Here is a 26,167-nt window from a genome sequence, read left to right on the forward strand (position 1 = left end):
GTATACGGCCGCCCCCGGCTACCTGATCCAGTCGGACGTGCTGGCGGTGCTGGGCAACATCCTGACGACGCGGGACGATACGTTTACGGTGCGCGCCTACGGGGAGCTGACCAACCGCGAAGGGGTGGTGCTGTCGCGCGCGTGGTGCGAAGCGGTGGTGCAGAGGGGGATCAACTACGTGGATCCGGTGAACAGCCCGGAAACTCCTGCCCGGAAGGTCAACATGAAGAGCGGAGCGCTGGAGGATACGGAGCTGAGCGCCGTGAACAAGGCGTTTGGAAGAAAGTTCAATATCGTCTCCTTCCGCTGGCTGTCCCCGGAAGAAGTGTAGCAAAGGGAGCGCGTTCCCATTCCGTTTCACGCCGCTTTTCCTTTCCCGGGAAAGCGGCGCTTTTGCGTCCGGAGAGCGGGGGAAGATATCAGGGCTGGATGAACGAAAGACGATTTTCCCCTGTTCCGGGGATAGTGGGGCTTTCTTCCCTTTTCCCCCTGCTTTGGACATCTTCGGGAGTTTCGATAAGCCCGGGAAAAACCGGATCGACTTATTGAATACGGAGCCGACGTTTATTTCCTTTTAAGTTCAACAATAGCTCCGTAATGCAACACATCAAATTCGGCCGGGGCAATTTCAACAAGCAGTTTCATATGCTCCTGTTCCCATACGGCCGTTTTCCTGAAATTCAGCCCCTGACCTGCATGGATGATCTGCGCCGCCTCTCCGCGCAACTAACCACAAACCTTCTTATCCGCGCGGCCGCCGTCCAGGCATTTGCTCCACCACGCATGGATAAGACTGACATTTGATGATGCTCCTTGCCTATATCCTTTCCTTAAAAAAGAAATCCCATTGTCTTTAGGAATTTTATCCCAGGCATCCCTACTTTGAGCTTGCACGGACATCTTCATTCATGTACTTCACAAAGGATATCAAAACTATTGGAACCATCAGCGCACGCTGCTGCACGGTTCAATGGATTTTCCCTCCGCCTTTTTCCCGCGCGGTTATCCTCCAAGGGTCACTGCCGGGGAAACCAAAACACTCTTTTCCTCATTCCACTTCCCAAAATATATGCGTATTTTACCCCTCCTGGCCTTTACCTGCCTTTTCGGAAGCATCTCCTTCGCCCAAGGACAAAGCCGCGCATCCTCCAGGCCGGAACCGGCCCAGCCGGCGGCCAATGCCCCGGCGTCCGATACTGTGGACAAATCCCTGTCCCCCGCCGCCGTCAACGGCATCCGGTTCGTCCTGAAGGAGCCCATGTCTCTTCCTTCTCCCATTTACATGCCTATTGATTCCAAAAGGCTGGAAAAAGTGGAAATCCGCGCCGCCCTTCCGGGACGCCGCAGCGTTTACCCCAGGAGCAAGATCATTACCCTGTTCGGTGGCCTGGACCAGAAAGGCATGCCGACCGATAAACTCGTCAGCAAGCCCCTGCCGGCCGATCTTGGCTCCAAAACCCTGGCTCTGGTGGGCAAAAACAGTAAAGGGGAATTGACGCTGGATTTTATTAATGAGTCGGAATTGCCGCTGAACTGCGTTTACATCCAGAACCTGACCGGCCGCACGTTCACCCTGGAGCTTCCCAAGCCTCCTTCAGGAGAAAAGAGCGCAATCGAACTGCCCAGCAAGTCCACTTACATTTTCGGCAAGAATGCCACAGACAGCAGTATTTCCCGCACTACCCCCGCCAATTTGACGTACATGACCCGTTTGAAGAACGGCAAAGTCGTCAAGGTGAAGGACAGAGGCATGATGCTGACGACCTACCCGGGACGAAAAGTAGTCATGATTATTTCCCCGGATTCCACCGGGCGCACCGTCGTTTTGACGGAATTGATGATTTTCAAGGAAAGACCGGGGGCAGCTTCCTCAGACAAGTAAGTTCTCTTCCAATATCCGGGAAGCCGGAAGCGGCTCTTGAGCATATCCGGATTATTCAGAAAAACGGGCATTTCTGCCCGTTTTTTATTTCTCGTTTTGCTTCCCCAGCCGCTACTGATCGAGGGAATAAACCACTCCGGACATTGTTCCGGCACGGGAACAACGCCCTCCATATTTCCCGCGGCTCCAATGCGGCAGGCGGACTGTTCCTGACGCCGGAAACGGTTCCCGCAAAAAAGCCAACGGAACCCCAATAGGGAGACAGGGCATTCCGCCTATGCTCCCATACGAAGAAAGAGGTCCTGAAGCCAGACGGTTCGCCGGAAGGTTCACTCGTTGCCCTCCGGCATCCGGGCAGGCTTAATAAACTTTGGGCACCAGGCCCTGACGGCTCATCTTATCTTCCACTTTTCGCCGGTTTTCCTCCAGACGCCGGGCGTCATAGGAATCATCCACAGGCTGGGCCTCCGGAATGTTTTCTCCGCGTCCCGCCTTGTATTGCTGCACCTGCGGGAGCACTCCTTCCACCAGTTCCCTGCATATCCAGGAAGGCAGGATATAGGTCTCCGTGCGTCCGGCCCGGCTCAGGGCCAACCCCACAAATTTTCCGTTGACGTCAATGACCGGGCATCCGGCCCGTTCCGGGAACAAGGTCATGTCCGACTGGATGACCAAAGGGAACTCATCCCTTTTCAGGCTCATCCGGTTGCCCATGGAGTTCATCATATCAAGGCGCTTTTGCGGGAATTTCACCACTTTGGGCCTGGGCCCCGTGAGGAGTTTTCCCTCCACCACCTGGTTCCGCCGCCTCACTTCCACGGGAACCGTCTCACCGGGACGCACCCCGACCATGGCGGCACGGATGGAGTACATTCCGTCCACCGGCTTTCCATTCAGCTTCATCAGCACATCGCCGGCCATCAATCCGCTGCGGTGCGCGCCGCTGCCGGCTTCCACGCCGCCTATCATGACCCCCTCCCCGTCCCAGCGGGGATCGGAAACGATGCCGAGATAAGGCTGGTCATCCGCCCTCAGGCTGCGCTGGGCCACGGAAACGACTCCGAAGTCGCTAACATGCCCCGTGGGCGATACGGCTGCAATCACGTCCCCTTCCTTCGCCTGCACATAGGAATTCAAGTCAATGGGAGGAGCGGGAAGCCCCGGCACATCCATCATCAGCAGATCATGCTCCGGAAGGGCAAAGAGCACCTTGGCGTCATAAACCCGCCCGGAAGAATCCACCAGCATGACCGGACGCCGCTCCTTCTGGAGATCGCTCAATTTGGTGAGGACCTTTCCCTTCCCCACAACCGTTCCCAAAGCCACCTGGGTATTGCCGGCAACCAGCGCCACCACGGACTGCCCCACCGGAACAGCCACTTTGTCCCATTCCCGGAAAATCTCCTTGGCCTGGCTGTCCAGCACGCTTTTGTCCTCCGGCGCAATCATCTGGTCCGGAGGCAGGGGAGAAGCTATTTCCTGGGCACACGCGGAAGCCGCCGCGAATGCCGCCCATAAATATTTCATCATCATCCTTGAGTTTGTTCCTGGTATTTCAGGCCGGACATCAGGTCGCCGCGCCTGCCGAATGTAAGATCCGCCTTGTAAGCCGTACCTTTCCTCACTACCACCAAGGGAACGGTTTCCCCCGGACGGTGCCTTCCCAGTTCACGGAGCATATCCCGCACGGAACGCAGGCTCCGGCTGTCCATGTGGGTAATGACGTCCCCCGGCCGGATGCCGGCGGCATCCGCCGGAGAATTCACCACAACATCTTCCACCACCACGCCGTCCACGCCCAGCACGTCCATCATGGCAAACCCGAGCACAGGAGATTCGGGGTCCGCCATGGGATGAAGGCCCAGCTGGCCCCAATGCCTGCCGGAGAGCAGTTTGTCCCAGTCTCTCCTGAAAACGGAAACAGGGACATGGTTGTTGATTTTCAACATAGGGCCAATGGAGGAATGGATGCCAACCAACCTGCCGGACAGGTCAAAGAGGGGACCGCCGGAATCTCCGCCAATCAGCGTGCATTCCGAAATAAGGAAGCGCTGCTTTCCGTCCGTGCACAATCTTCCCATGCGGATGGGCGCGCGGCGTTCCGGGTCAAATCCCTTGGAATGGCCCAGAGCCACCACAAAATCCCCCACATGAAGACTGTCGGATTCCCCCAGTTCCACATGGGGATAGTTTCCTCCGTCCATGATTTGCACCATGGCGGCATCCCGCGTGAAGTTGGCTCCCAGCACCCGGCCCTTGACTACGCGCCCGTCGGCAAAGACCACACGCATGATTTCATCGCCGCCCACTACATGGGCCGCAGTCAAAATCAGGCCCTGCGGAGTGACAATGACGCCGCTGCCCGTCTCCCCCCCGTCGGAAACCAGAGCCACTGTAGCAGCCGTAACGCTGGAGGCCACTTTATGCACATGTTTCTGCAAATCCGCCATGGAAGAAACATTCCCCGCAAGGCCCGCCCCTCCCAACAACAGGGACACAAGCCCCCCAACGACCAAGTAGCGAAAACTCGTCATTCTCAATAATGATATCATGAAATTACCGATAATCGAATGATAGGACATATCCTACTGTATAAACGTTCAAAACGGCAGAATTTTGTCTATGGATTGCGACATGACGCCTCATCTTTTGCTTAGACCATTCCGGTTATTTATGATAAAGTCCATCCCACGGATGGGGTTAAACGACAAATCAAGGAAACGACATGACGCCTCCTGGAGGGAACGCATCCAAGATGGAGAAATGTCTTCCCGTTCCCGGACGGAACGCAAAAAAAGGCCCGCTCCCCGTCCATCCTACCCCGGGCTGCCGCAGGAAGATCCTGAGCCGGCCGTCATTCCCGGCCCTACCCGCAGAACGGGGAATTCCCGCAACGATCCTTCCCGGTATGACACGCCGCCCCAGCGACGAGCCTCCCGCTCGTCTCCGAAGGAAGATTTTGAAGACAGTCCGGAAAGAGAAAAAGAAAGCCGTCCCGCGCGCGCAGGAACCATGCGCAAGCCGCGTTTCACGCTTTTCGGAGCCCTGCTGTTCGTCCTGCTGATGCCGTTCCGCTTCATCGGCTCCCTGACGCGGAATATCCGCTGGTTCATCTGCTGGCCTCTGCGCATCCTTCTGGGATGCTGCTTCGTCGGCATCGTGATCGGGTCCATCTTGGTGTTCCTTTACGGCGCCATTTCCAACCGCTATGACATTTCCGAGGTAAAGAGCAACATTCCGGAACGCACGGTGATTCTGGACCGTAAAAACCGCACCATCGGCACCCTGCACGGGGAAAACCGCAAGCGGGTATCCCTTCAGGAAGTTCCTCCCATTTTTATTGATGCCCTGCTCCTGCGCGAAGACAACCGCTTTTACGACCATGGCGGCGTGGACTGGATAGGCGTGGGTCGCGCCTTTGCGCAGGTGCTCAAGCACAAGAGAGCTACGCAGGGGGCTTCCACCCTGACGATGCAGCTCGCTAAAATTACGTACAACCACCGGGAGCGCAACCTGCATTCCAAACTGACGGAAGTAGCTCTGGCGAAACGCATTGAAGCCACTTACACGAAGGATGAAATTCTGGAGACTTACATCAACCGTATTTTCTGGGGGCACACCTTCCTGGGCATAGCGGCGGCGGCGCGGGGATATTACGACAAGGAACCCCGGGATTTATCCCTGGCGGAATGCGCCACCCTGGCCGGCATTATTTACGGCCCAAATGACTTCTCCCCCATCAAACACCCGGAAGAAGCCAAAAAAGTGCGCGATATCGTCCTTGGCCTGCTGAAAAACGAAGGCAAGATTACGGAAGTGCAATATCAGGCGGCCCTGGCGGAGCCTATCGCCACCCGGACGCCCCAGTCCCGGTCTGAGGAGAATTACGCCATGGGGCTCGTGCGCCGGGAGCTGGACGCCATTCTGGAGGAAGAAGACATCCGCCTGGGAGGGCTGGTGGTTCACACCACATTGGACCTTGATCTGCAGAACGCCACGCTGGACGCCATCAACAAGCACATGGACGCGCTGGAAGCCCGCAAGGATTTCAAGAAGCACCTGGCCTCCCTGCAGGCCAGGCGGGAAAAGAGAGGCATCCTGAAAAACAAGCTGACCACCAAGGCGGAATATGAGGCATCCCTGGCCGCCTGGAAGGCGCTCCCTGCGGAACAGAAGGAAAAGACGCAGCCGCCGATGCCTAATTACATCCAATCCGCCGCCGTAGTCATGGACAATGCCACAGGGGCTCTTCTGGCCGTCGTCGGCGGCCGGGACGCGGAAGAATCCAAGCTGAACCGCGCCATTCAGTCCAGGCGGCAGACCGGTTCCCTGTTCAAACCGTTCATTTACGCCACGTTTTTCCAGCAGGGCAATTCTGCGGATACCCGCATTTCGGATGACAGGATTGCGTACGGGGAAATACGCGGAGCCGCCAACTGGTCCCCCCGCAATTCGGACGGAACGTATCGGGGCATGAAGCCGGCCTCCTTCGGCCTCATCCTTTCCCGCAACACCATGTCCGTGCGCATCGGCAACCGCGCCGGCTTGTCCAATGTCATTCAATCCGCACAACTGGCGGGCTTTCACGGAAATATTTCCCGCACCCCGGCCCTTTATCTGGGCACGTGGGAAGCGTCCCCTCTGGACATCGCCAGCGCCTACAGCGTTTTTGCCAACGGGGGCGTACGCCCCACGCCATACATCATTGACCATATTACGGATTCGCAGGGCCAGCCGCGCTTCGCCATCACCAAAAGCAAGCGCACCGTCTATTCCCAGCGGGCGGCGAACATAACCTCTTCCATCCTCCAGCAGGTCTGCAAGCCCGGAGGCACGGCAGGAAAAATTACCGCGCTGGGCTTTAAATCCCCCTGCGGCGGCAAAACCGGAACCACGAATAATTATACGAACGCATGGTTCGCCGGATATACGTCCAACCTCACCTGCAGTGTCTGGGTGGGGTTCGATTCCTCCACCAAAATTCTGGAAAAAGGCTACGGAGGCACCCTGGCCCTGCCTGTCTGGGTGGATATTATGCTTGCCGCCCAGAAGGAAGGCTATCCCGCCAACGCCATCCGTACGCGTCCCGGTTCGGAAGGGCAGGCCGTACTCGTCTGCCGGGAATCCAATCAACTGGCCCATTCCGGCTGCCAGTACGCCAAGACTGCGTATTTTGAAACCTCCGCAGGCTACCAGGCCCCCGCCAACATGTGTGAACAGCACATTCCCATGGCGGAACCGGATTCGGAAGAAAGCATTCCCTATGCGGAACCGCTGGACGGCAGCGACGATAACATCCCCCTGGCCGAACCCGTGGAAGAAACGGACGGCATCCCCTACGCCACCCCCATTTAATTGCTTATTTTTTCCTTATGATTTCCCCATTTTTTCCCTGGTTCCTGGCCTTTTTGCTGCTGATCGCCTGCGTGGCGCTGCTGGTTTTGCTGCTGCGGTACCGGGACCGCTCCGTCCGCCTCGAAGCGGAATCCCGTTCCTGGCAGGAACGGGCGGAAGACAGAACACAAATGCTCCGCCGGGCGGAAGAAGTGCTGAAAGATTCCTTCGCCGGCATCAGCGCGGAAGTCCTCCGGAACTCGGAAAAACAATTCCTGAATCTGGCGGAAACGCGTCTGCAAAGCCAGCGCCAGCAGGCCAATCATGACCTGGATTCCCGCAAACAGGCTATTGAGTCCATGCTGAAGCCGGTGAGCGAATCCCTGAAACTGGTCCAGTCCCGGCTGGGAGAGATGGAAAAGGAACGCGTGGGTGCCTATACGGACCTGAAAACGCAAATCCGCTATATTCTTTCCGGCAATGAAGCCCTGAAAAATGAAACCGCCAGGCTTTCCCAGGCTCTGCACCACAACAGCGTTCGCGGCCAATGGGGGGAACTCCAGCTGCGCCGCGTGGTGGAACTGGCGGGAATGGTGGAGTACTGCGATTTCACGACTCAGGAAACCCGTTCCAGAGAGGAGGAACGGATACGGCCGGACATGGTCATTCACCTTCCTGGAGGCCGTTCCATCATCATTGACGCGAAAGCGCCCATGGCTTCCTACCTGAATGCCGGGCAGACGGAGAATCCGGAAGAGCGCAGCCAGTGGATGGCACGCCATGCCGCAGACGTCAGGAGGCATTTGCAGCAATTAAGCGCCAAGAATTACTTTGCCCAGTTTTCCCCATGCCCCGAATTCGTCATTATGTTCCTGCCCGGGGAATCCTTCTTCCAGGCGGCTCTGGAAGCAGACCCCACCCTGATTGAATTCGGCGCGGAGAATAGGGTCATTCTTTCCACTCCATCCACCCTGATTGCCCTGCTGAAAGCCGTCGCTTACGGCTGGAAGCAGGAGCAGCTGGCGGATAACGCCAAGAAAATTTCGGAAGCGGGCGCGGACCTGTTCAATACCTGCTCTATCCTTTCCGGCCATTTTTCCTCTCTGGGCAAGAGCCTGAACCAGGCGGTAGCCCAGTACAACAAAACCGTTTCCTCTTTTGAACACCGGTTCATTCCCCGGGCTCAGAAGTTGAAAAACCTGGGCGTCACCTCCACGAAGGAACTTCCCCGCGCCCTGGAAGACATTACCGAACAGGCCAAATCTGCGGACATTCCGTCCTGAAAGAGCAACAACCATGCGGCTTTCCCTCTCTGCCCATTTCCGGGCCGGGAAAATACAGCCCTAAAGAATCCCCCGCAGACGTTTTCCTGCGCCTGAAAGAATCTTGATGATACAGAGGAATTCGGTTTCCGGAACTCTGCCCCAGCCGGAAATTTCAAGAATTTTTATGAGCGGGAACGGGAGACGGCAGGCTGTTTTCATCATGCAGCCGGGCAGATAATTCCCCCGCAGAGGCGCACACCGGCACCCGGAAAGCGTCCAGAGCGGAACGGGAGCTGTAGCCCCACCCCACCAGAACAAGCCGTGTTCCGGCGTTCACGGCCGTGTTGCCGTCATGGGCGGAGTCCCCCACCATGCACACCTGCGCAGGAGCCCTGCCCCAGGAGCGGATGATGGACAACAGGGAGTCAGGGTCCGGCTTGCGCGGAAAACGTTCGGAAAATCCCATCACTTCCCGGAAGGGAATTTCAGGCAGGATATGGCGCACCAGCGGCACCGTAACCGCATGGGGCTTGTTGGATAAAACACCCAGAGGATGGCCTTCTCCGGCCAGGGACAGAAGCATTTCCCGGATGCCGGGGTACGGCACCGTACCCTCCTGCCAGGTGTGCGGGTATTCGCGCATGAATCCCCGGTGCACTGCTTCAAAAGCTTCCTCCGGCACATTTCCATTGAAATAGCCTTTCAGGGAAGCCAGGCAAAGCTCCCGGGCCCCCTTGCCCACCATTTCCCGGATGGCGTCCACGGAATGCTCCGGATACCCCAGCGCTTTCAAGGCCAGGTTCAGGCCGCGGGCGATACCGGGAATGGAGTCCACCAGCGTCCCGTCCAGGTCAAAAACAAAACCCGTTTTCATGGATTCAATGGCAGAACCCCCGTTCGGAAGTTTCCACGAACTGGATGATTCTCCTCAGGCAGGCATTTTCCGCATAATCCGAATGCCGCAGTTCCTCCAGAGCTTCATGAACGGTCAGCTTTTTATTGACGAAAAGCTTTTTATAGCACATGCGCACGGCTTTCAGGTCTTCTTCGGAAAAGCCGCGCCTCTGCATGCCGATGGAGTTAACGGACCGCGTTACGGCCGGATGGCCTTCCACGATCGTGTACGGCAGCACATCCTGGCTCACGCGGGCCATCGCCCCCACCATGGCATGTTCTCCAATGCTCACAAACTGGTGTACGGCGCAGCATCCCGCCAGAATAGCGTAATCCCCCACCGTAACGTGGCCGGCGGCAGTAGCGAACCCGGAAAAAATCACATGATTGCCGATCTGGCAATCATGCCCGGCATGGCAGGAAACCAGGAAAAGGTTGTTATTCCCTATCCGCGTTGCGCCGCCAATATCCGTAGCCCGGTTGATGGTGGCGTTTTCCCGGAAGACATTGTTATCCCCCACTTCCAGATAGGTCGGCTCCCCCTTGTATTTCAAATCCTGGCTTTTCAGGCCAATGACGGAAAACGGGAAAAATTCGTTGCCGCTGCCAAAGGAGGAAGGACCGTCGATAACCACATGGCTGTGCAGCACGCAGCCGGGCCCCAGTTTGACATGTTCCCCGACAACGCAAAAGGGACCGATTTTAACATCATCCGCGATCTCTGCAGTAGGATGCACTACTGCCGTTGGGTGTATTTCTGGCATAGCTGAAACAAGTATGAAACAAATTCAGGTGATTAAAAGCCTAAACCCCGCACGACCGCCTTTTTATCACATTTGGCCGGAAGCGGCCGCATAAGCCTCCATCTCAGGCAGCCAGGGAATCAGCAGAACGTAGATGAGTTGAAGGCACAGAATAACCAGCGCCAACGTCATCACCACTTTGCGGGGCGTCAGGGGGCTGTTCAGCACATCCGTAGTCCCCAGCTTCCTGTCCCAGGGAGTGAAGCCGAAGCGGCGCACCCACCACCAGGAAAAGAACAGGGCCAGCAGCATCAGGGAAGGAGCAAAACACCCCAGGCCAAGCACCATGACGAACAGGGAGCGCCGGAATGCCGTGGGGAAAGAAAGACGCCCTCCCCGGTAGTCCCTGACGGAAACGCCCAGCATGGCTTTTCCCGGGGTTGTTCCCAATGTACCAAGAAAGGCGGTTTCAACGAGAACCATCGGGAGGCAGAGGTAAAGCAGAGCTTCATAGGAACCAGGAAGGAAACCAGGATTGAAAGCCAGGCCGAAAACTCTGAGCACGGACAAATACAGCGTCATGTGCATCATGATATCCGCCATTCTGCCGAGAAAACGGACGTACGCATACGGAACCACCAGCGGCGCTCCCTCCTCCGAGGCCGTCCCCCCTTCTTCCTGCGGGCAATCCGCATCCGCGGCAAGCGCCGGAGCCTGCGCTTCCCCTGCGTTTTCCAGTCCCTCTTCCTCCCGGTTCCGCCGTTCTCCTTCTCCCCTGCTGACGGCGCCTGCCCCCTTCAATGCCGGAAGGTCACGGATACATACCCATTCCGGGCACCCGGCATGCCACGCCCGGGCGTTTTCCGGAATGAGGCCCGCCTCCAGCATGGAAATGACCTCCACTTCCGGCAGAGGCCCCTTCTGTTCATGACCCTGAATCCAGTAAATATCCATAGGCGATTCCTGTTACATGCTGCGCAGGGAGCGGGCCGGATCCTGGCGCGCCGTGATCAGGGCAGGAATGATGGATGCCACCACGACCATGACAAAAGCTTTCACCGCCTGCCATGCCAGCTCCGCCCAGTCAATCACCACCGGGATATTCGCCGTGCCGTGGAAGGCCACGGGGAACGGGTCAAAGCCTATTCCCGCCAGAAAACCCTGAATCTGCATACGGTATTCCAGTACCAGCAGCCCCAGCCCTACCCCCAAGAGGGCTCCCACAAAACCGATGATGACGCCCTGCCACAGGAAGACGCGCACCACCTGGAACGGCGTGGCTCCCAACGCCTTCATCACGGCGATTTCCTTTTTCCTCTGGATGGAAACGGTAAACATCACCGCCATAATGCAAAAAGCGGAAATCAGGGAAATGAAGGACAGGACAAAGCTCATCATCATGCGCTCCTTCTGCATCAGTTCAAACCACGCGTTAAAGCGGTCATGCCAGGTTTCCAGCGTCCATGCGGAAGAAGGCTTCTCCTTTTCCAGCGCCTGCATCACGGGGGCCAGCATTGTTTCCACATGGTAAGGGTCTTCCACGCGCAGGGCCACGGCCTGCACCACGTCATCCTCATACCCCAGCAATTCCTGGCCGATGACCAGCGGAATGAACAAGTCAGGGCTGGGCGTATGCTGGGAAGCCCGGTAAATTCCAATCACCTCCAGGTCCTTCGGCATCACCAGCTCCTTGATCTTGCGGAAACATTCCATATCCGCCTCATTCCTTGCCCCGGCCTTGAAACCGCTCAAAACGGTTTCCCATTCCTTCCGCGTGCCCTGCGGAAAGGCCACCCTGCCGTTGTCCGCAAGCTCTCCGTCGTTCAGCACGGCAAGCAGATCCATCAGGCAGGAACGTTCCGCATCCCTGCGCGGGACGGACAACAGCCCGTTAAGCAGGGAAAAGGCCCTGTCCACGGAGGCTCTGTCGGCCGTTTCACGCTCTCCCTCCGTCTTCAGGGATTTACCCCACTCCTTCAAATCCTTGAGTTCCTGCGCGTTTTTCTCCGCCAGCATCGGTAGCTCCGTCTGCTGGTAGGCGTGGGAAATTTCCTGGAAATTGCGGGTCGTATAAACCCGGATAACATCCCCCACCTTCAATCCCATATTCTCCGCCACAATGGAGGAAACCACAGCTTTTTCCCCCATGTCCAGTTCCGCATCGCCGGCGACCACCAAACGCTTCAAATCCTCCAACTGGGCGGCGTTTTCCGTATCAATGGCCCGGAAAAAGCAGGGCCTCTGCCGCCCCTGCACATCCGCCAGCGCATAGTCTTCTATCAGGGCGTAGGCGGACTGGACGCCGGGAACGTGCCTGAGTTTCTCCCCCAAATCCAGCCAGTCCGGAATCACTTCCCTAACGCCGAAGTCGTTCCGGTAACATACCTGGACGTGCGGGGAGTGCGCAAACAGATTCCCCTGAATTTCCTTCTGGAGGCCTCCCATGACGGACAACACGACGATGAGCACCATTACCCCCAGAGAAACGCCCAGCAGGCAAATCAGGGTAATAATGGAAAAGAAAGTCCGCAACGGGTTCAAATACCGCAGCGCCAGGCTCAGGCTGATGTACCGGCTCAATAGGTTCTTCATGAATAACGCGGCACACCTTGCCTGATTGCGCTCCCCTTTCCAAGCCTAAAACATGTTCCGGAAAACGGGCGGCCTTTCTTCTGCCGCGCAATCAGGCAGAAAAGGGACATCCCATCTTTTCCTGCGTTGGGAACTTTCCTGTGCCCCGCGCCCGGAAACCATCCCGCGCCAGAATTATTCCCTGCATGCAAACGGATGGGAAAAACAGGAGAAAATCATCATATCCTGTTGACTTCTATTTTTATAGGTGTATCCATAGGTTTAATTGCTAAATGGCGCACCTTATCACAAAATTATTGTTGATAAACAGAAATTATTTAAAGATAGCCAATTAGAATGAAATCTAACTTTTCCATCTGCAACAGCGTCCGGGGCAATCATCATCTTGGTTTTACCGTTACGCCGGTTTTACAGAAGAGGGAGGGCGAATCGTCCGTCTCCTTTTCCTATAATCATGCCGCTCCGTCCTATCCCGGAGACGTGATGCCGGAAACCTCCAAACAAATTCAAGTAGGGGAAGGCGGAGGGGATACCCGTCTATACGTACTGACGGCCACCGGCACGGTGGATGACCAGGCCACGATTTCAGTAGCGGGGCAAAGCTATACGTCACCCTCAGGCGCCGGAGTAAGAATTAACGGCAGCTTCCCCGGCATCAAGGCCGGGTTTTATACAGTGTCCGTCTCCCACATCAACATTGACTATCCTCCCAGGGGGAACGTCTCCTTCCTCAGTTGCACCGTAGGCCCAGCCAGCGCCATCTCCATCACGCCTGAAGAGAACGACCCGCCGCAGGAATGCGATTGCGACTGCCCGCCGTGCTCCTGCAATTCGGACGGTGAAACTGCTCCCGGAGGCGCCCCCTTCAGCAGCGGCGCCCCAGTCAGCGGCCGCTCCTCCCTGCGCCGTTTCTTTTCCGATCTGACCTCAACCTCCGGAGGCAGCGGGGTGATGCGGCAATCCTCCGTTAATGACATGGCCTGGTCGGCGCAGTTCGGCGTGTTCCGCGGCATATCCCACATGCCGGCGGGACGTCTGGAAATTTCAGCCCACCGCTCTTTCTCCCCGGATTTATCCTCCCCGGCAGGCTTGGCCCTGCGGCATCCGCTAGCCACCTTCCTCGCGCTGCCGGAAGGGGGCATGGCGCCCAACATGCTGGTTGCTCTGCTGGATGGGGCCAGTTACACCAACTACATGCTTGACGGCACGGGAAGCGCGTTTTTCCCGGTAGGCGCATCGGGCATCACAACGACCATCCTGGCCCCCGTCCCGGCCATGAGCAGGGAAGCGGAGGCATGCAGCCTTGAGCAGGCCGCCTTCATCCGCGCTTCTTATGCGGGCGGAGGCGCCGCCTTTTACTCTCTTTCCACAGGGCAATGCGAAGGCTATATCTCCGCGGGCGGGTATTTGATGACCGCATCGGAAGGCGAAAATTACCTGGCGATTGTTCGTGGCGAACACGGCGTTATCCGTCAAATATGGAACACCTGGGATGGGCTGGCGGATGTGCTCCCCCTGGAAGGAGGAGGGTATGCCATCAGCATTTATCCGCCCGCGCAGGTCATGGAACCGGAGGAAGAAGGAGCCCTGTTCACCGTTGAAGGGACTCCGGCGAAAATCTTCACAGTGACGGGAGACGAAGCTTTGCAAACCCTCGTCATCTCTGAACGCGACAACACGTTGCCGGCCACTGTACCCGACTTCGTGACCAAATGGACATGGTCGCAAGAAGCCTGGAGCATGGCGGAAGGAACAGGAGAAGATGCCGTTGAAACGCGGAGGGAACGTCTTCAACCGGAGGAAGATTCGCAGGAAAACCGCTACCGCGTCCTCACCCGTCTGATGAAAAACAATGTGGTGGCCTCCTGCACGCTTGAGGAATATGAAACGACCATCACCGGAGAACACCTGCTGAGCCGCACGGAAGGGTACGGAGCCGAAGGGGCGTTGACTACTGTTTACTCCTATGATGACTCCGGCCGGCTTATCTCCTCTGCTTCTCCCAACGCGGGGGAACATAAAACCGTCTACGATGCCGCAGGACGCCCGGTGCTGGAAAACAGCCCATGGGGAGCCAACGGATTGCGGACAGTAAGCACAAAGTACCGTGACAGCGCCGCAGGCTACACCAATGAACCGGCTGAAATAAAAATCCAGCTCTCTACCGTTTCCGCAGTCAACACGTTAAGCCTTGCGGTATATACCTATGCGGAAGAAAACCATGTCAAACGCGTGGAAAAGCGTGAAACGGCGGCAGGCTCTTCCGTCACGCAGCTCAGCGTTACGGAAACCTGGCTGGCCGGCGCGCCGAATGCCTTCGCGGCGGGACGCCTCAAGATGGAACAGGCCGTCAACGGCGTACAGACTCATTATACCTACGCCCCAACCACAGATCATGGGGCCCTCTACAGCGTCACGGCGGAAACGCGCATCAACGGAGAACCCGTTCCCGGCCAGTCAACCCGCCGCGTCAGCTACATCACCGCTGAAGGAAACACCGCAAGGGAAGAAAACCTCGTCCTGCTCCCCACGGGCGAGTGGAGGCAAACCGGCGGCGCTTCCTACTCTTACGACCTTCTCAACCGCCGTGTGGAAACGGTGCGCGACAATGGCCGCACTTCTTCCCGCGCCCTGACCTGCACAGGAGAACCCCTTTGGGAAGTTGACGAAGATGGCGTACGAACGGATTACGCTTATAACACCGCCCGGCAGCTCATTGAAACCACGCGCAGCGAAATAAACGACGGGACTGACGTCGTCACTCCGGAAACGATCACGGCGTATGAACGCGATGCGGCAGGACAGATAATAAGCGCGACGACCCACATCGGGCCGATGCGGACAACCGAGGAAACTGCCTATGACCTGCTGGGCCGCGTGACCCGCAAAACCGATGTGCTGGGCCGCGTCACAACAACCAGTTACAGCGAAGACGGACTGACGGTTACGACAACCACGCCATCAGGGGCGACGCTCGTCAATACATACAACACAGACGGGAGCATCGCGCATGAATCCGGCACAGGGCAAAGGGAGCTCTACCACATTTATGATTTTATCAGAGGCCTGCGCCACACTACCCGGCTGGCAGACAACACAACCATCCTGAAACAGGACATTCGGGACGGCCTCGGACAAACCATTACGCTGACTTCTCCCACCACCCTGGAAAACACCTATCTCTATACCCGCAGCGTTTACAATGCGCTGGGCCAGCTCACCCGCCGCACGGAAGGGACCCAGGCTCCGGTGGAGTATGAGTATGACAGCATGGGAAATCTGGCCAGACAAACCGTTGTGCTCGACTCGGCGTCTCCGGCGGATGCGGCAAAAAACCGCATCCAGACTTTCCAGACAGCCTGGGAAGAACGTGAGGACGGCGTCTATCAAAACGTCGCCGCTGCCCGCAACAATACGGCGGGCAACATGTTAAGCAGCGCTGTCAAACGGCTGGTTACGGAATCCGCCGTTCTGCAAAACAGGCAAATCACCATCGACGAACGCGGCCATGAAAGCATCCGGTGGACCGAATATGGGCAGGGCGCGGTGCGCGTGGAAAAAAGCAGCGTGCCCACCTCCGACATTACAGCTTCCTCTACCGTCGTGGACGGCTTCACAACTTCAGAAACGGATAATCGGGGAATCGTCACCGCCTTCACCCGCCGCTACACGGAAACCGGCCTCGTCCGGACGGTCACGGATGGCAGGGGGAACACTTCCACCACTCATACGGACATTGCCGACCGCCCGATTGCCGTAACTGATGCTGCCGGCAATACGACAACCACGACCTATTGCGCGACCAGCGACAATCCCGCTGTCGTCACAAATGCCCTGGGCAACACGGCCAACTATGCCTACGATATCAGGAACCGTAAAACAGCGGAATACGGCACGGCCATCCAGCCAGCCCTGTTCGCCTGGGACGATGCAGACCGCCTTATCAGCCTCACCACCTTCCGCATAGACGAAGAAACGATCATTTCCGACCCATCCGATCTTTCCGGCGGAGACACTACCGTCTGGACTTACCATGACGCTACCGGGCTGGAATTGGGCAAGACTTACGCCAACGGCCGGGGAACCGTCCGGACCTACGATGCCAACAACCGCCTTGCCACGGAAACGGACGCGCGCGGCATCGTCACTACCTATACATGGAACGCGGCGCAAGGCCTTCTCACAAGAATCGGCTTTTCCGACGGCACGCCGGAACAGGCCTTCTCCTACAACATCCTCGGCCAGCTCACGCAAGTGACGGACGCCTCAGGCATACGTACCTTCTCTTACAATGAATACAGCGACCCCGTACAGGACAGCGTCACGGTGAATGGCGCCGTCTTCCCTCTCGTGGAAACCCTGGACGACTACGGTCGCAGCATCGGCTACGTCCTCAAACGCGGCGCCAGCGGCAATGCCCAAATCGCCTCCTGGGGCTACGCGCCGGACGGGCGCATCAACAGCGCGGGCTTCATGCACAGCGGACAGAACCGCATCTTTGAATATAACTATCTGGCAGGAAGCAATCTGCTGGAAACCTTGACGATGCCCAACGGCATGACGCTGGAACAAAGCTATGAAGCCAAACGTGACCTGCTGGCGGACATGGACTATAACCGCGGAACAACCCTCGTCTCCCGCCGCGCCTATGCCTATGACGCCCTGGGGCGGCCAACCGCCCGCACCCTCATCCGCCAGGGAACCACACGCCGCGACGTCTTCTCCTACAACGGGAGAAGCGAGCTTGCCGCGGCCACCCTCGGCACGGACGCTTACGCCTATGACTATGACAACATAGGCAACCGTAAGACAGCGCGGGAAATAGAGGAGGAATTCGCTTACACGGCCAACGAACTCAACCAGTACACAAGTATTGAGCAATCCATTCCCAACTCTTCCCTCTCCCCCCGGGAACAGCCTTTTGTCCCCACCTATGACGCTGACGGCAACCAGACGAAAATCAGAACCGCTACCGGCGTCTGGACGGCGGAATACAACGCGCTCAACCGTCCCGTGCGCTTCACCCGCACGGCGGAGGACGGCACGGTGACCACTGTCACCGGCGACTACGACTACATGGGACGCAGGATCTTCAAAAAAGTGGAAACCACCGTCGCCGACCCTGAAACGGGAGAAAGCACGACATCCGTCATCCTGAACCACCGCTACCTTTACCGGGGCTATCTGCAAATCGCGGCCCTCGATCTCACGCGAACGACGCTCAACGCCTTATGGTACATCCTGTGGGACCCGACGGAACCTGTCGCCACGCGTCCGCTGGCTATCCAGACGGCGGGCAGCTGGTTTGTCTACGGCTGGGACTTGACCAAAAACGTGATGGAACTCTACAAGAGCAACGGAACCATCGCGAATTCCTACTCCTACGCCCCCTTCGGCGAAGTCACGCAAAGGGGCAACATCACCAATCCCCTTCAATGGAGCAGCGAGGCATATGATGCCGAGCTGGGGATGGTATATTACAACTTCCGGTTCTATAATCCCAGAGAGGGGAGGTGGATAAGTAGAGATTTCCTGACAACTCCCAATCTTGTCGATTTCGTGTTTAATTCACCCATCAGCATTATTGATGTACTTGGTGCATGGGGGAGTGGTACTCAAGGCGACCCTTCATCAAAAGAACTCCCTGGACATTCCGACTTAGGTAGTCTATCAGGATTTGATTACGCTAAAGAAGATGATGGGCTTACCAATCCTTATATACAACCATGGCGACACTTCAAGCACTTGGCAGAAGCAGAAAAGGAACTTCTCAATGCTACGCGAAGCTGCGATAAAAATAAGTTCGAAAGTTATATGCACCAAATGCAAGACTTTTATTCGCACTATGCTAATGGATATCGATGGTATTTGGGAGGGCACATACTGGATGGAACAAAACCCGATAATCCCCATAAACATTCAACAGCTTTTCAAGAAGCCAAGAATCGGACCCTTATGTGGGAAGGAAATTGGTTGGTATGTTGCTGCAAAAATGAAAAAGGAGACTGGATTAAAAATGAAAAAAATAAAACTCAATGCGAAAGGCTGGAAATTCCTGAATCGGCCTATCCCATCAAGGAGGAACCGCCCGGTCCCATTCAAAAGTTAGGAGAACGTATTGGAGAAGCTACAAGAACAATGCCTATAACGACTGGAAAGAACTTACTGATAACACGATAAATTCCTATGATTAAAGGTTTACTTGTTTATTTGAAAATTCATTTCATAGCCAGTCTTCTTTTTTGCTTGATTGGCAACATTCAGGGTGTTCTTTTCGGAATACCCCTTTATGGTGTATTTCAATCTTATATTTTGATTCTTGCAATCAAAAAAGAAATATGGAAGATTTATCCATGGATACACAAATCAGACTTATTGCTTGCCTCGTTTTTCATGGTTGTTTTCACTATTTCTATTATACTGAACATCTTATATATGTTCTGTAAAAATTATTTTCCAACTTTAGAAATGCTTAATTCGTGTACTCATGTGCTATACTTTGGATTATGGGGAACCGTGATTTACATACTTGTTACCCTTCCTCTGATTATTAGAATTTTTGTAAGGAAGTTAAATGATAACTTCTAGGCGTAATTTTCATCTTATGGAATAGATTCATCAAGAAGATTTGATTAATTTATTTTGTCAAGAATAACACCTCCAATGGCATTTCAAATATGTTAACATTGGAAACCTTCTCAGAATCAAGAAAATTATAGATTATTTCCGTGATACTTTCGAGTTACGTCGATATACTTGAGAAGGGTAATTGGAATTGGTATTCATAAATCTGAAAGCGAAGCTAATAATCTTGCAAAAAAGATACTCAAAAGAATACCCCTATGGAATGCCAAGAAAAAACACTTAAATGTTAAATGTATAAAACATTAATATGGAATTACTTAACGAATATCTTTTACTGCCTAGCTTAGAGACAGGGCAAATGGAGTGGCTCAAACTGGAACTTTATTTTGATCAAAAAAGTGGTTATATCTATCCAAAACTATACGCAAGGGATAAATTTCTCGTTAAACGTGATATTAATAAAACGAAAGAGACCAAAGAATGGCTTTGGTTTGAAGAATGTGGATGGTTCTTTCCTTTAGATTCGTATATTCTTACAGACTCCGAAACTGAAGCTTTGAATGTGGTTAAACAATATATAGAATGTAAATGGAATGGAAACAACATTCCGATAAACATAATTGATAAAATAAAAGAATCTACATGTTAATCTTAAAAAAGAAAGACTGTTGCATGAAGCTTCATGATGGTTGCTACATGCGAAACATTGTCTATGCAACTAATCGAGAACAAGAAGTTGTCGTAATAACAGAAGTTCTTGTGGATCTTCTTCTTTCGCCTACAAGTGTCTCCTATGAGAGTTCATGCCCCTGTTGGTTAACCAAGAGTATTCTAAAAAAGAAGATTTCTGACAAAGCGTATGGTTAACTAAAGTTTGTAAGGCTAATCTTCTTTCCGTAAGATTGATCTGAAACTTTCAATTACATTTCGATAAGTCGCCCTCCATATTCCGATATCTTGATAGGAACGCTCGTTATTGTAGTGATGTATATATGTACATCTAACGAGATTCGACGCCCCCCCGCTGGCTATCCAAACGGCGGGCAGCTGGTTTGCCTACGGCTGGGACTTGACCAAAAACGTGATGGAACTCTACAAGAGCAACGGAACCATCGCGAATTCCTACTCCTACGCCCCCTTCGGCGAAGTCACGCAAAGGGGCAACATCACCAATCCCCTTCAATGGAGCAGCGAGGCATATGATGCCGAGCTGGGGATGGTATATTATAACTTTCGGTTCTATAATCCCGTGGATGGAAGGAGGACTTCGAGAGATCCAATCGGGGAATTAGATGGAGGTGTAAATTTATATATCATAGCAGCAAATTCCATACTTAATGATTTTGATATATTGGGGAATTCTTGTTTTTCTGATTGCCTTAATGACCATGATTACACATCGTTAATAATAGATAGTTTATTGGCTTACATGCTGGGAGGACCATACCTAAATCATGGGTACCAGCTCTTTTCGATGTTATGGGTTATCCAAATTTAGCACGTCGAGCTAGGGTGGGCATAAAAATGGGGAAAAAGACTATAACGACAATACCAAGTACATTATCGGTTACCCTAAGGGCTGGTGGCAGAAGTTTATTGCGAACCATAGGCCGTGTGGTTTCTCCTATTGCCGTTCTTATGACGGCCTTGGACGCTATCATAGCTGGGTACTGTGGGTGGCATTGTTTTTGGAATGATTGTTATAATAAAAAGACTGATAACATGTGGGATAGGATTTATAATAAAATAAACGAAATATTTAGAAATATGTAAAACATTAGTATTTGATTCTTTAGATTCGTTATGAAAAAACACCGAAAAGTAATTTCATATTATATAGAACTTTTCAAGGCTAAACGTTTAGACCGCTGGTATAGGAGAACTCTGCAAAAAAGATCATACACTACTTTTATTGAACAATGGGAAAAACAGAATGGAAAAGCAGATTATGATCTTCTGAAAAAATTTGCAAACATAATGGAATTGCCTAATTATTATATTTTCCCGATGGATAGAATGCATATTCTTTTTTGTTCCCCTTATTCCGATCTGAGAGAAGTAGAAGCAATTATTCTTTTAGAAGAAAATGGCATTAAAGATTTAACAGTTGAAACAATAAACACAAAATATAAATATGCTAAATATATTTTTAGCAAATGCCAAATGCAATCATCGCAATAGCAAAACCACTTATTTTTTGTTATCTCTCCTCAAACCCATATGAGAAGAAAGCTTCTATTGGCGTGGGACAGAGACACTCATTCTCATCATCATTTTACGGAATTTTTTACTTCAGTATTATTTCACCAATCTCCCTCTGTTGCTCATCCAAGCAATGCGCTGAATATCAAAAGCCAGAATCTTTTGAAAATCTGACGCCAAGACTATTCTGCATTATTCCGTTATTCTTTTCCGGCGGCAGGCTTCCACTCCATGCACAGCCAGCGGGCCATGGAAGCGATCATCCGGTCACAAGCGGATTCAGAATCCTTTGAATCCCTGATGAACATGGAAACCGCCATTTTCCGTCCGTTGGGAAGAACAATGATTCCGACGTCATTGCGGGCGGTAACGCCACCCCCCGGAAGCGAGAATCCGGACCCCGTTTTATGCGCCACCACATAATCCCGCGGCAGCTGTCCTTTCAGACGTTCATGGCCCGTAGAACAACCGGCCATGATGTCCCAAAGAACATGTTGTGTGCCTTTTTTCAGAATTTTACCTTCGTCAAACGCGCGGAGAAGAGAGTTCATGGCCGACGGGCGGCTTGAGTTGGCATACTGCAAGTCGCGGTTCCGGTGTATTTCATCTTCCGTAAACCGGACATTAATGCCGTCAATACCCCATTCCGTCAAATCCTTCTGCACGGCCTGCGGCCCTCCAATAAGGCTAAACAGGAGGTCGCAGGTATTGTTGTCGCTTTCCTGGACAGTCACCTTCAGCAGTTCCTTCAGAGAAAAATCGCCGCCTTGCGGGGAACGCTCCCGGAGAGGGCTCCAGGTATCTTTCACCAGTTGTTCCGGACGGATGCGGATGATCTGTTCCAGATTCATGACGCCCTGGTCCACCCGCTTCAAGACGGACAAGGCCAGCACGAATTTGACGACGCTCTGCATGGGATAGGCCGCCTCATCCCCCACCGCGACGGTTTCCCCCGTATCCAGCATTTCCGCAGCCATGCCCACACGGGCTTTCAGGGAATGAGCCAGTTCTTGAACGGCGGAGGAATCCGCTGCGGAAACGGAAGCCGGAGAAGACATGCCCCCCTGAGAAAAAACACCAAAGAGCATGATGCAACCGCATAGATAAGCACCGGTGGAAATCATGGACACCATTCCATACCACGCCCACAGCAACCGCAACAACAATCTATCCCCCCTTTTTTCCTTTCCACGTCATCCGCAAGCCGGGCACAAACCTTGCCTCCCGCCCGGCTTCCTGATAAGAAGGAAAGCATGCCCCATCTCCTTTCGGAAACCCTCGTCTGGTGCGTCACCCTGCTGTTATTCGGCATGGGGCTGATCGGCACGCTCATCCCCATGCTTCCCGGCATTATCATCATTGCGGCCGGGTGCGTCTGGCAGGGAGTCATGGGAAAAGAGAATCTGGCGTGGTGGGAATGGACCGTCCTGGCGCTGCTGGTGGCGGGAGGCATGGTCATTGACAAGCTTTCCGGAGGCATGGGCGCCAAAAAATTCGGCAGCACTGCCGCCGGAATCTGGGGAGCCATGATCGGCGCCGTGGCGGGGAGCCTCCTTTTCTCCCCCATCGTAGGCCTTTTGTTCATGCCGTTCCTGGGAGCGCTGCTGGCGGAACTTACCTTTGCCAGAAAGGATATCATGGACGCCTTCAGGGCCGGTTCCGGAGCGGCGCTTGGGATGCTTGCCGGCCTGCTGCTGGAATTTACCTGCGGCCTGCTCATCATCGCCTGGTTCTGTTCCTGCTGTTTCCTGTTTTAATGTCAAAAAGAAACCGTAACCGTACCCTGCGGAAGCCGTCGGCAGGAACAACGGAGTTTCTCCGTCGCTGAAAGAAACACAGTTTCCCCAACGTATTCCGCAAAACGCCGCCTCTCCCGTCCGGTCGAACGGCTAGGTTCTCTCATTCCCCCATTTTGCCAGCTTATGGATGCACCTGTTCCTATACCCGTCGCCATGATGGCAGGTTTCATGATTCTTGGCGTCATTCTTTCCATGGGGAAATGTTCTTTCCTCATCACAGGCTGCAACATGATGAGCAGAGAGCAAAAAAGACAGTATGATGAACAGGCGCTGTGCCGGTTCATGGGGAAAATCATGTACTGCCTCGCCTTCACCATGCTGCTCTGGCTTGCCAGCATCCTTCTCCAGAACTCCGTGCTTCTGTCCGCATCCCTGTGCTTTCTGGCGGGAAGCATTGCGTTTGCGGTCATTTACGCCGGCACCGGAAGCCGATTAAAAAAATAACGCTTTTTACACCAGCTTTCTTTTACTTTTATCATACGCAATATTCATCTTCTCTCATGAACATCCCTGCAACCTTGAAACATTCCTTCCTCCTCTGCCTTTTCGCCGCAGCCGTCCCCCTCCGGGCCATTCCGGCCCCCATGCAGGTCACCGCCTCCACCCCCGCCCGGGTATGGACGGAAGGATACGGCACGGGCAACGGAAGGTTGGGCATCCTCTCTTTCGGCGTTTTCCCGAAGGAAACCGTCGTCCTCAATGAAGGAAGCATTTTCGCAAAGAAAAATTTCCAAATGAGGGAAGGCGCCGCGGAAGCTCTGGACAAGGCGCGCGAACTTTGCAAGGAAGGAAAATACCGCAGTGCGGACCAGCTATTCCGTAAGAATATCCTTCCCCCCGGCAACATTGCGGGGGATTACCAGCAGGGGGGGCGTCTCCAGGTGGAATTCCAGGGGCTCCCCTCACCTTCCTCCTATCAGCGTACGCTGGATATGCGGCGGGGCAAGGCAACCACCCGCGCCCAATTCGGCACTGGGGAATTGACCACAGAAATCCTGGCGGCTCCGTCCAGCGACTGCGCCGCCTACCACATTGCCTGCACAATGCCGTCCGGATGCCGCGTTTCCCTGAATCTGGAACACCCGGATCCGGCTTCCCGAATTGTTGCGCAGCCGAATGGCTGGACGCTGGAAGGACAGGGAAGCAACGGAGGCACCCGGTTTGAAAACACGGTGGTCATCCTGGCTCCCGGAGCCTCCATTACCCGCAAAGGCTCAACAATTATTCTTGATTTCGCCCGGGAAGTGCTGGTGCTTTCATCCATTTCCACAGATTACAATATCCGGAAGCCGGAAGCTCCCCTGACGCATTCCCTGGCGGCTAAAAACGCGCGAATCCTGGCAAAAGCGCAAAAGGCGGGATGGAAAAAACTGGCGGCGGAAACGGAAGATTATTTTTCCCGGCTCATGACGCGCTGCCAGGTGGATCTGGGAGATTCCCCAGCCGGGGTCTCCGCCATGACCACCGCCCAAAGACTGGAGCGGGTCAAACAGGGAAAGAAGGATCCGGATCTTCTGGAACAGCTTTTCCAGTTCGGCCGCTTCTGCACGATTGCCCACACCAGGCCGGGGCAGCTTCCCTGCGGTTTGCAGGGATTATGGAATCCGGAGCTGAGGGCGGCGTGGATGGGCTGCTATTTCCTGAACATCAACAGCCAGATGAACCAGTGGCCCTCCCATGTCACCGGGCTGGGAGAATTCCAGAACTCCTATCTTGATTTTGTCCGCAGCCTGCGCCCCCACGGAGAGGAATTCGCGCGCTTCATCAAACGGGACGGCTTCTGCTTCGGCCACTATACGGATTGCTGGAAACGCACCTATTTTTCAGGCAACAATCCGGAATGGGGGGCCAGCCTCATGAACGGGGCGTGGGCATGCGCCCACCTGGTGGACAGCTACCGTTTCACCGGAGACCGGGAAGACCTTAAAAAATCGCTGCCCATTCTGGAATCCAACGCGCGTTTCATCATGTCCTGGTTTGAAGATGACGGCGAGGGCCGTTACCTTTCCGGTCCCGGCGTATCGCCGGAGACCGGATTTTACGCGCCGGACGGCACAGGCCCCAACGTGCTTTCCTATGTTTCCAACGGCGCTTCCCATGACCAGCTTCTGGGCAGGGAATCCCTCCGCAATTACATTTACGCCTGCGGGGAGCTGGGCGTACAAACGCCTACTCTGGTTAAAGCCATTCAATTCCTCAGGAAAATTCCCCAGCCTGCCATCGGCCCCGACGGAAGGGTACAGGAATGGAGGCAGCCTTTTGAAGAAATGCAGAAGGGCCACCGACACATCAGCCACCTTTACGGCCTGTTTCCCGGCACGGAATGGGACGTTCTCAATACGCCGGAATACGCGGGGGCTGTACGCAAGTCCGCCGATTTCCGGCGCAAGTACGCGGATATGGGAAACAATGGCATCAGGACGGGATGGAGCACGGCGTGGCTCATCAATCTTTACGCCGCCCTGGGCGACGGAAACGCCGCAGAGGACAGGATGTACACCATGCTGAGGCACTACATCAACTCCAACCTTTTTGACCTCCATCCCCCGTTCCAGATAGAAGGAAACTTCGGCTTTTCCTCCGGCGTGGCCGAATGCCTGATCCAGAGCCGGGTCATGCAGGACGGGTTCCAGGTTATCCTGCTGGCCCCGGCCCTGGCAGACGACTGGAAGAAGGGTTCCGCCACGGGATTGCGCACGCGGGGCGGGCTTAAGGTGGATTTGTCCTGGCAAGACGGCCGGGTGCAGGCCACGGCTACCGCTACGCGTCCGGGCAAATTCCGGTTCATGCATCGAGGCCGGAAAAAGGATTTGTCCATGAATAAGGGAGAAACGGCGCGTCTTGATTTTCCTCCGCTTTCCCATTAGGATT

At 54.6% G+C, this 26,167-nt stretch carries 17 protein-coding genes and 2 pseudogenes; 11 read left to right on the forward strand and 8 right to left on the reverse strand.

The window, feature by feature from the left end; genetic code table 11:
- Window positions 1–331: pseudogene (locus tag CI070_RS00195) on the forward strand (hypothetical protein); the annotation flags it as partial.
- Window positions 332–564: 233 nt separating this feature from the next.
- Here CI070_RS00195 and CI070_RS14245 read toward each other — a convergent pair.
- A pseudogene (locus CI070_RS14245) lies at window positions 565–663 on the reverse strand (class I SAM-dependent methyltransferase); the annotation flags it as partial.
- 406 nt (window positions 664–1,069) lie between these two features.
- Here CI070_RS14245 and CI070_RS00205 point away from each other — a divergent pair.
- On the forward strand, window positions 1,070–1,882 hold the full coding sequence (locus tag CI070_RS00205) for a hypothetical protein (protein ID WP_143245633.1): 813 nt from the start codon (window positions 1,070–1,072) through the stop codon (window positions 1,880–1,882).
- Window positions 1,883–2,242: 360 nt separating this feature from the next.
- Here CI070_RS00205 and CI070_RS00210 read toward each other — a convergent pair whose 3' ends face one another.
- Together CI070_RS00210 and CI070_RS00215 are read right to left on the reverse strand one after the other, a co-directional pair.
- On the reverse strand, window positions 2,243–3,409 hold the full coding sequence (locus CI070_RS00210) for a PDZ domain-containing protein (protein ID WP_218824866.1): 1,167 nt from the start codon (window positions 3,407–3,409) through the stop codon (window positions 2,243–2,245).
- 2 nt (window positions 3,410–3,411) lie between these two features.
- On the reverse strand, window positions 3,412–4,332 hold the full coding sequence (locus CI070_RS00215; protein WP_179218413.1) for a S1C family serine protease: 921 nt from the start codon (window positions 4,330–4,332) through the stop codon (window positions 3,412–3,414).
- Window positions 4,333–4,555: 223 nt separating this feature from the next.
- Between CI070_RS00215 and CI070_RS00220 the strand changes: the two genes are divergently transcribed.
- Together CI070_RS00220 and CI070_RS00225 are read left to right on the forward strand one after the other, a co-directional pair.
- Entirely contained in the window at window positions 4,556–7,237 is a 2,682-nt protein-coding gene (locus CI070_RS00220) for a transglycosylase domain-containing protein (RefSeq protein ID WP_179222813.1), read from the forward strand.
- Between the two features lie 17 nt (window positions 7,238–7,254).
- The gene (locus tag CI070_RS00225) at window positions 7,255–8,499 is read left to right on the forward strand and encodes a DNA recombination protein RmuC (RefSeq protein ID WP_094136565.1); all 1,245 of its coding nucleotides are present in this window, start codon (window positions 7,255–7,257) and stop codon (window positions 8,497–8,499) included.
- A 154-nt stretch (window positions 8,500–8,653) separates the two neighbouring features.
- On the opposite strand, the gene CI070_RS00230 is transcribed toward CI070_RS00225, so the two are convergent.
- The 4 genes from CI070_RS00230 to CI070_RS00245 all read right to left on the reverse strand — a co-directional run bounded on the left by CI070_RS00230 (window position 8,654) and on the right by CI070_RS00245 (window position 12,710).
- The gene (locus tag CI070_RS00230) at window positions 8,654–9,355 is read right to left on the reverse strand and encodes an HAD family hydrolase (RefSeq protein WP_094136566.1); all 702 of its coding nucleotides are present in this window, start codon (window positions 9,353–9,355) and stop codon (window positions 8,654–8,656) included.
- A 4-nt stretch (window positions 9,356–9,359) separates the two neighbouring features.
- Entirely contained in the window at window positions 9,360–10,139 is a 780-nt protein-coding gene (gene lpxA, locus CI070_RS00235; RefSeq protein ID WP_094136567.1) for an acyl-ACP--UDP-N-acetylglucosamine O-acyltransferase, read from the reverse strand.
- A gap of 66 nt (window positions 10,140–10,205) precedes the next feature.
- Window positions 10,206–11,072 (reverse strand): RDD family protein, encoded by an 867-nt coding sequence (locus CI070_RS00240; protein WP_094136568.1) that lies wholly within the window; start codon window positions 11,070–11,072, stop codon window positions 10,206–10,208.
- 12 nt (window positions 11,073–11,084) lie between these two features.
- On the reverse strand, window positions 11,085–12,710 hold the full coding sequence (locus tag CI070_RS00245) for an ABC transporter permease (RefSeq protein WP_094136569.1): 1,626 nt from the start codon (window positions 12,708–12,710) through the stop codon (window positions 11,085–11,087).
- A 336-nt stretch (window positions 12,711–13,046) separates the two neighbouring features.
- Between CI070_RS00245 and CI070_RS00255 the strand changes: the two genes are divergently transcribed.
- From CI070_RS00255 to CI070_RS00275, 4 genes are all read left to right on the forward strand, one after another.
- Window positions 13,047–18,890 carry an RHS repeat domain-containing protein gene (locus CI070_RS00255; RefSeq protein ID WP_094136571.1) on the forward strand — a complete coding sequence of 1,948 codons (5,844 nt, stop codon included), beginning with the start codon at window positions 13,047–13,049 and terminating at the stop codon, window positions 18,888–18,890.
- 712 nt (window positions 18,891–19,602) lie between these two features.
- Window positions 19,603–19,944, forward strand: a complete 342-nt coding sequence (locus CI070_RS00265) for a hypothetical protein (RefSeq protein WP_094136573.1) — start codon at window positions 19,603–19,605, stop codon at window positions 19,942–19,944.
- A gap of 435 nt (window positions 19,945–20,379) precedes the next feature.
- Window positions 20,380–20,793 (forward strand): RHS repeat domain-containing protein, encoded by a 414-nt coding sequence (locus CI070_RS14400; RefSeq protein ID WP_143246886.1) that lies wholly within the window; start codon window positions 20,380–20,382, stop codon window positions 20,791–20,793.
- A 305-nt stretch (window positions 20,794–21,098) separates the two neighbouring features.
- Entirely contained in the window at window positions 21,099–21,476 is a 378-nt protein-coding gene (locus CI070_RS00275; RefSeq protein ID WP_094136575.1) for a hypothetical protein, read from the forward strand.
- A 221-nt stretch (window positions 21,477–21,697) separates the two neighbouring features.
- On the opposite strand, the gene bla is transcribed toward CI070_RS00275, so the two are convergent.
- On the reverse strand, window positions 21,698–22,585 hold the full coding sequence (bla, locus tag CI070_RS00280) for a class A beta-lactamase (protein ID WP_218824867.1): 888 nt from the start codon (window positions 22,583–22,585) through the stop codon (window positions 21,698–21,700).
- 165 nt (window positions 22,586–22,750) lie between these two features.
- Here bla and CI070_RS00285 point away from each other — a divergent pair, with 165 nt between their 5' ends.
- The 3 genes from CI070_RS00285 to CI070_RS00295 all read left to right on the forward strand — a co-directional run bounded on the left by CI070_RS00285 (window position 22,751) and on the right by CI070_RS00295 (window position 26,163).
- On the forward strand, window positions 22,751–23,254 hold the full coding sequence (locus CI070_RS00285) for a DUF456 domain-containing protein (RefSeq protein ID WP_143245637.1): 504 nt from the start codon (window positions 22,751–22,753) through the stop codon (window positions 23,252–23,254).
- 165 nt (window positions 23,255–23,419) lie between these two features.
- Window positions 23,420–23,740: a DUF3784 domain-containing protein gene (locus tag CI070_RS00290; protein ID WP_094136578.1), complete on the forward strand. Its 321-nt coding sequence runs from the start codon at window positions 23,420–23,422 to the stop codon at window positions 23,738–23,740.
- A 56-nt stretch (window positions 23,741–23,796) separates the two neighbouring features.
- The gene (locus CI070_RS00295; RefSeq protein WP_094136579.1) at window positions 23,797–26,163 is read left to right on the forward strand and encodes a glycosyl hydrolase family 95 catalytic domain-containing protein; all 2,367 of its coding nucleotides are present in this window, start codon (window positions 23,797–23,799) and stop codon (window positions 26,161–26,163) included.
- The last annotated feature ends 4 nt before the right edge of the window (window positions 26,164–26,167 follow it).

It is taken from the genome of Akkermansia muciniphila (assembly GCF_900184965.1).
Classification (GTDB): Bacteria; Verrucomicrobiota; Verrucomicrobiia; order Verrucomicrobiales; family Akkermansiaceae; genus Akkermansia; species Akkermansia muciniphila_A.

Coding starts and splice junctions, on each gene's coding strand:
- CI070_RS00210 (WP_218824866.1), bottom strand. CDS start 3,409: ATGAAATATTTATGGGCGGCATTCGCGGCGGCTTCCGCGTGTGCCCAG.
- bla (WP_218824867.1), bottom strand. CDS start 22,585: ATGCTCTTTGGTGTTTTTTCTCAGGGGGGCATGTCTTCTCCGGCTTCC.
- CI070_RS00205 (WP_143245633.1), top strand. CDS start 1,070: ATGCGTATTTTACCCCTCCTGGCCTTTACCTGCCTTTTCGGAAGCATC.
- CI070_RS00245 (WP_094136569.1), bottom strand. CDS start 12,710: ATGAAGAACCTATTGAGCCGGTACATCAGCCTGAGCCTGGCGCTGCGG.
- CI070_RS00240 (WP_094136568.1), bottom strand. CDS start 11,072: ATGGATATTTACTGGATTCAGGGTCATGAACAGAAGGGGCCTCTGCCG.
- lpxA (WP_094136567.1), bottom strand. CDS start 10,139: ATGCCAGAAATACACCCAACGGCAGTAGTGCATCCTACTGCAGAGATC.
- CI070_RS00290 (WP_094136578.1), top strand. CDS start 23,420: ATGGATGCACCTGTTCCTATACCCGTCGCCATGATGGCAGGTTTCATG.
- CI070_RS00265 (WP_094136573.1), top strand. CDS start 19,603: ATGGAATTACTTAACGAATATCTTTTACTGCCTAGCTTAGAGACAGGG.
- CI070_RS00275 (WP_094136575.1), top strand. CDS start 21,099: ATGAAAAAACACCGAAAAGTAATTTCATATTATATAGAACTTTTCAAG.
- CI070_RS00215 (WP_179218413.1), bottom strand. CDS start 4,332: ATGGCGGATTTGCAGAAACATGTGCATAAAGTGGCCTCCAGCGTTACG.
- CI070_RS00255 (WP_094136571.1), top strand. CDS start 13,047: ATGAAATCTAACTTTTCCATCTGCAACAGCGTCCGGGGCAATCATCAT.
- CI070_RS14400 (WP_143246886.1), top strand. CDS start 20,380: ATGGAACTCTACAAGAGCAACGGAACCATCGCGAATTCCTACTCCTAC.
- CI070_RS00230 (WP_094136566.1), bottom strand. CDS start 9,355: ATGAAAACGGGTTTTGTTTTTGACCTGGACGGGACGCTGGTGGACTCC.
- CI070_RS00220 (WP_179222813.1), top strand. CDS start 4,556: ATGATAAAGTCCATCCCACGGATGGGGTTAAACGACAAATCAAGGAAA.
- CI070_RS00225 (WP_094136565.1), top strand. CDS start 7,255: ATGATTTCCCCATTTTTTCCCTGGTTCCTGGCCTTTTTGCTGCTGATC.
- CI070_RS00295 (WP_094136579.1), top strand. CDS start 23,797: ATGAACATCCCTGCAACCTTGAAACATTCCTTCCTCCTCTGCCTTTTC.
- CI070_RS00285 (WP_143245637.1), top strand. CDS start 22,751: ATGCCCCATCTCCTTTCGGAAACCCTCGTCTGGTGCGTCACCCTGCTG.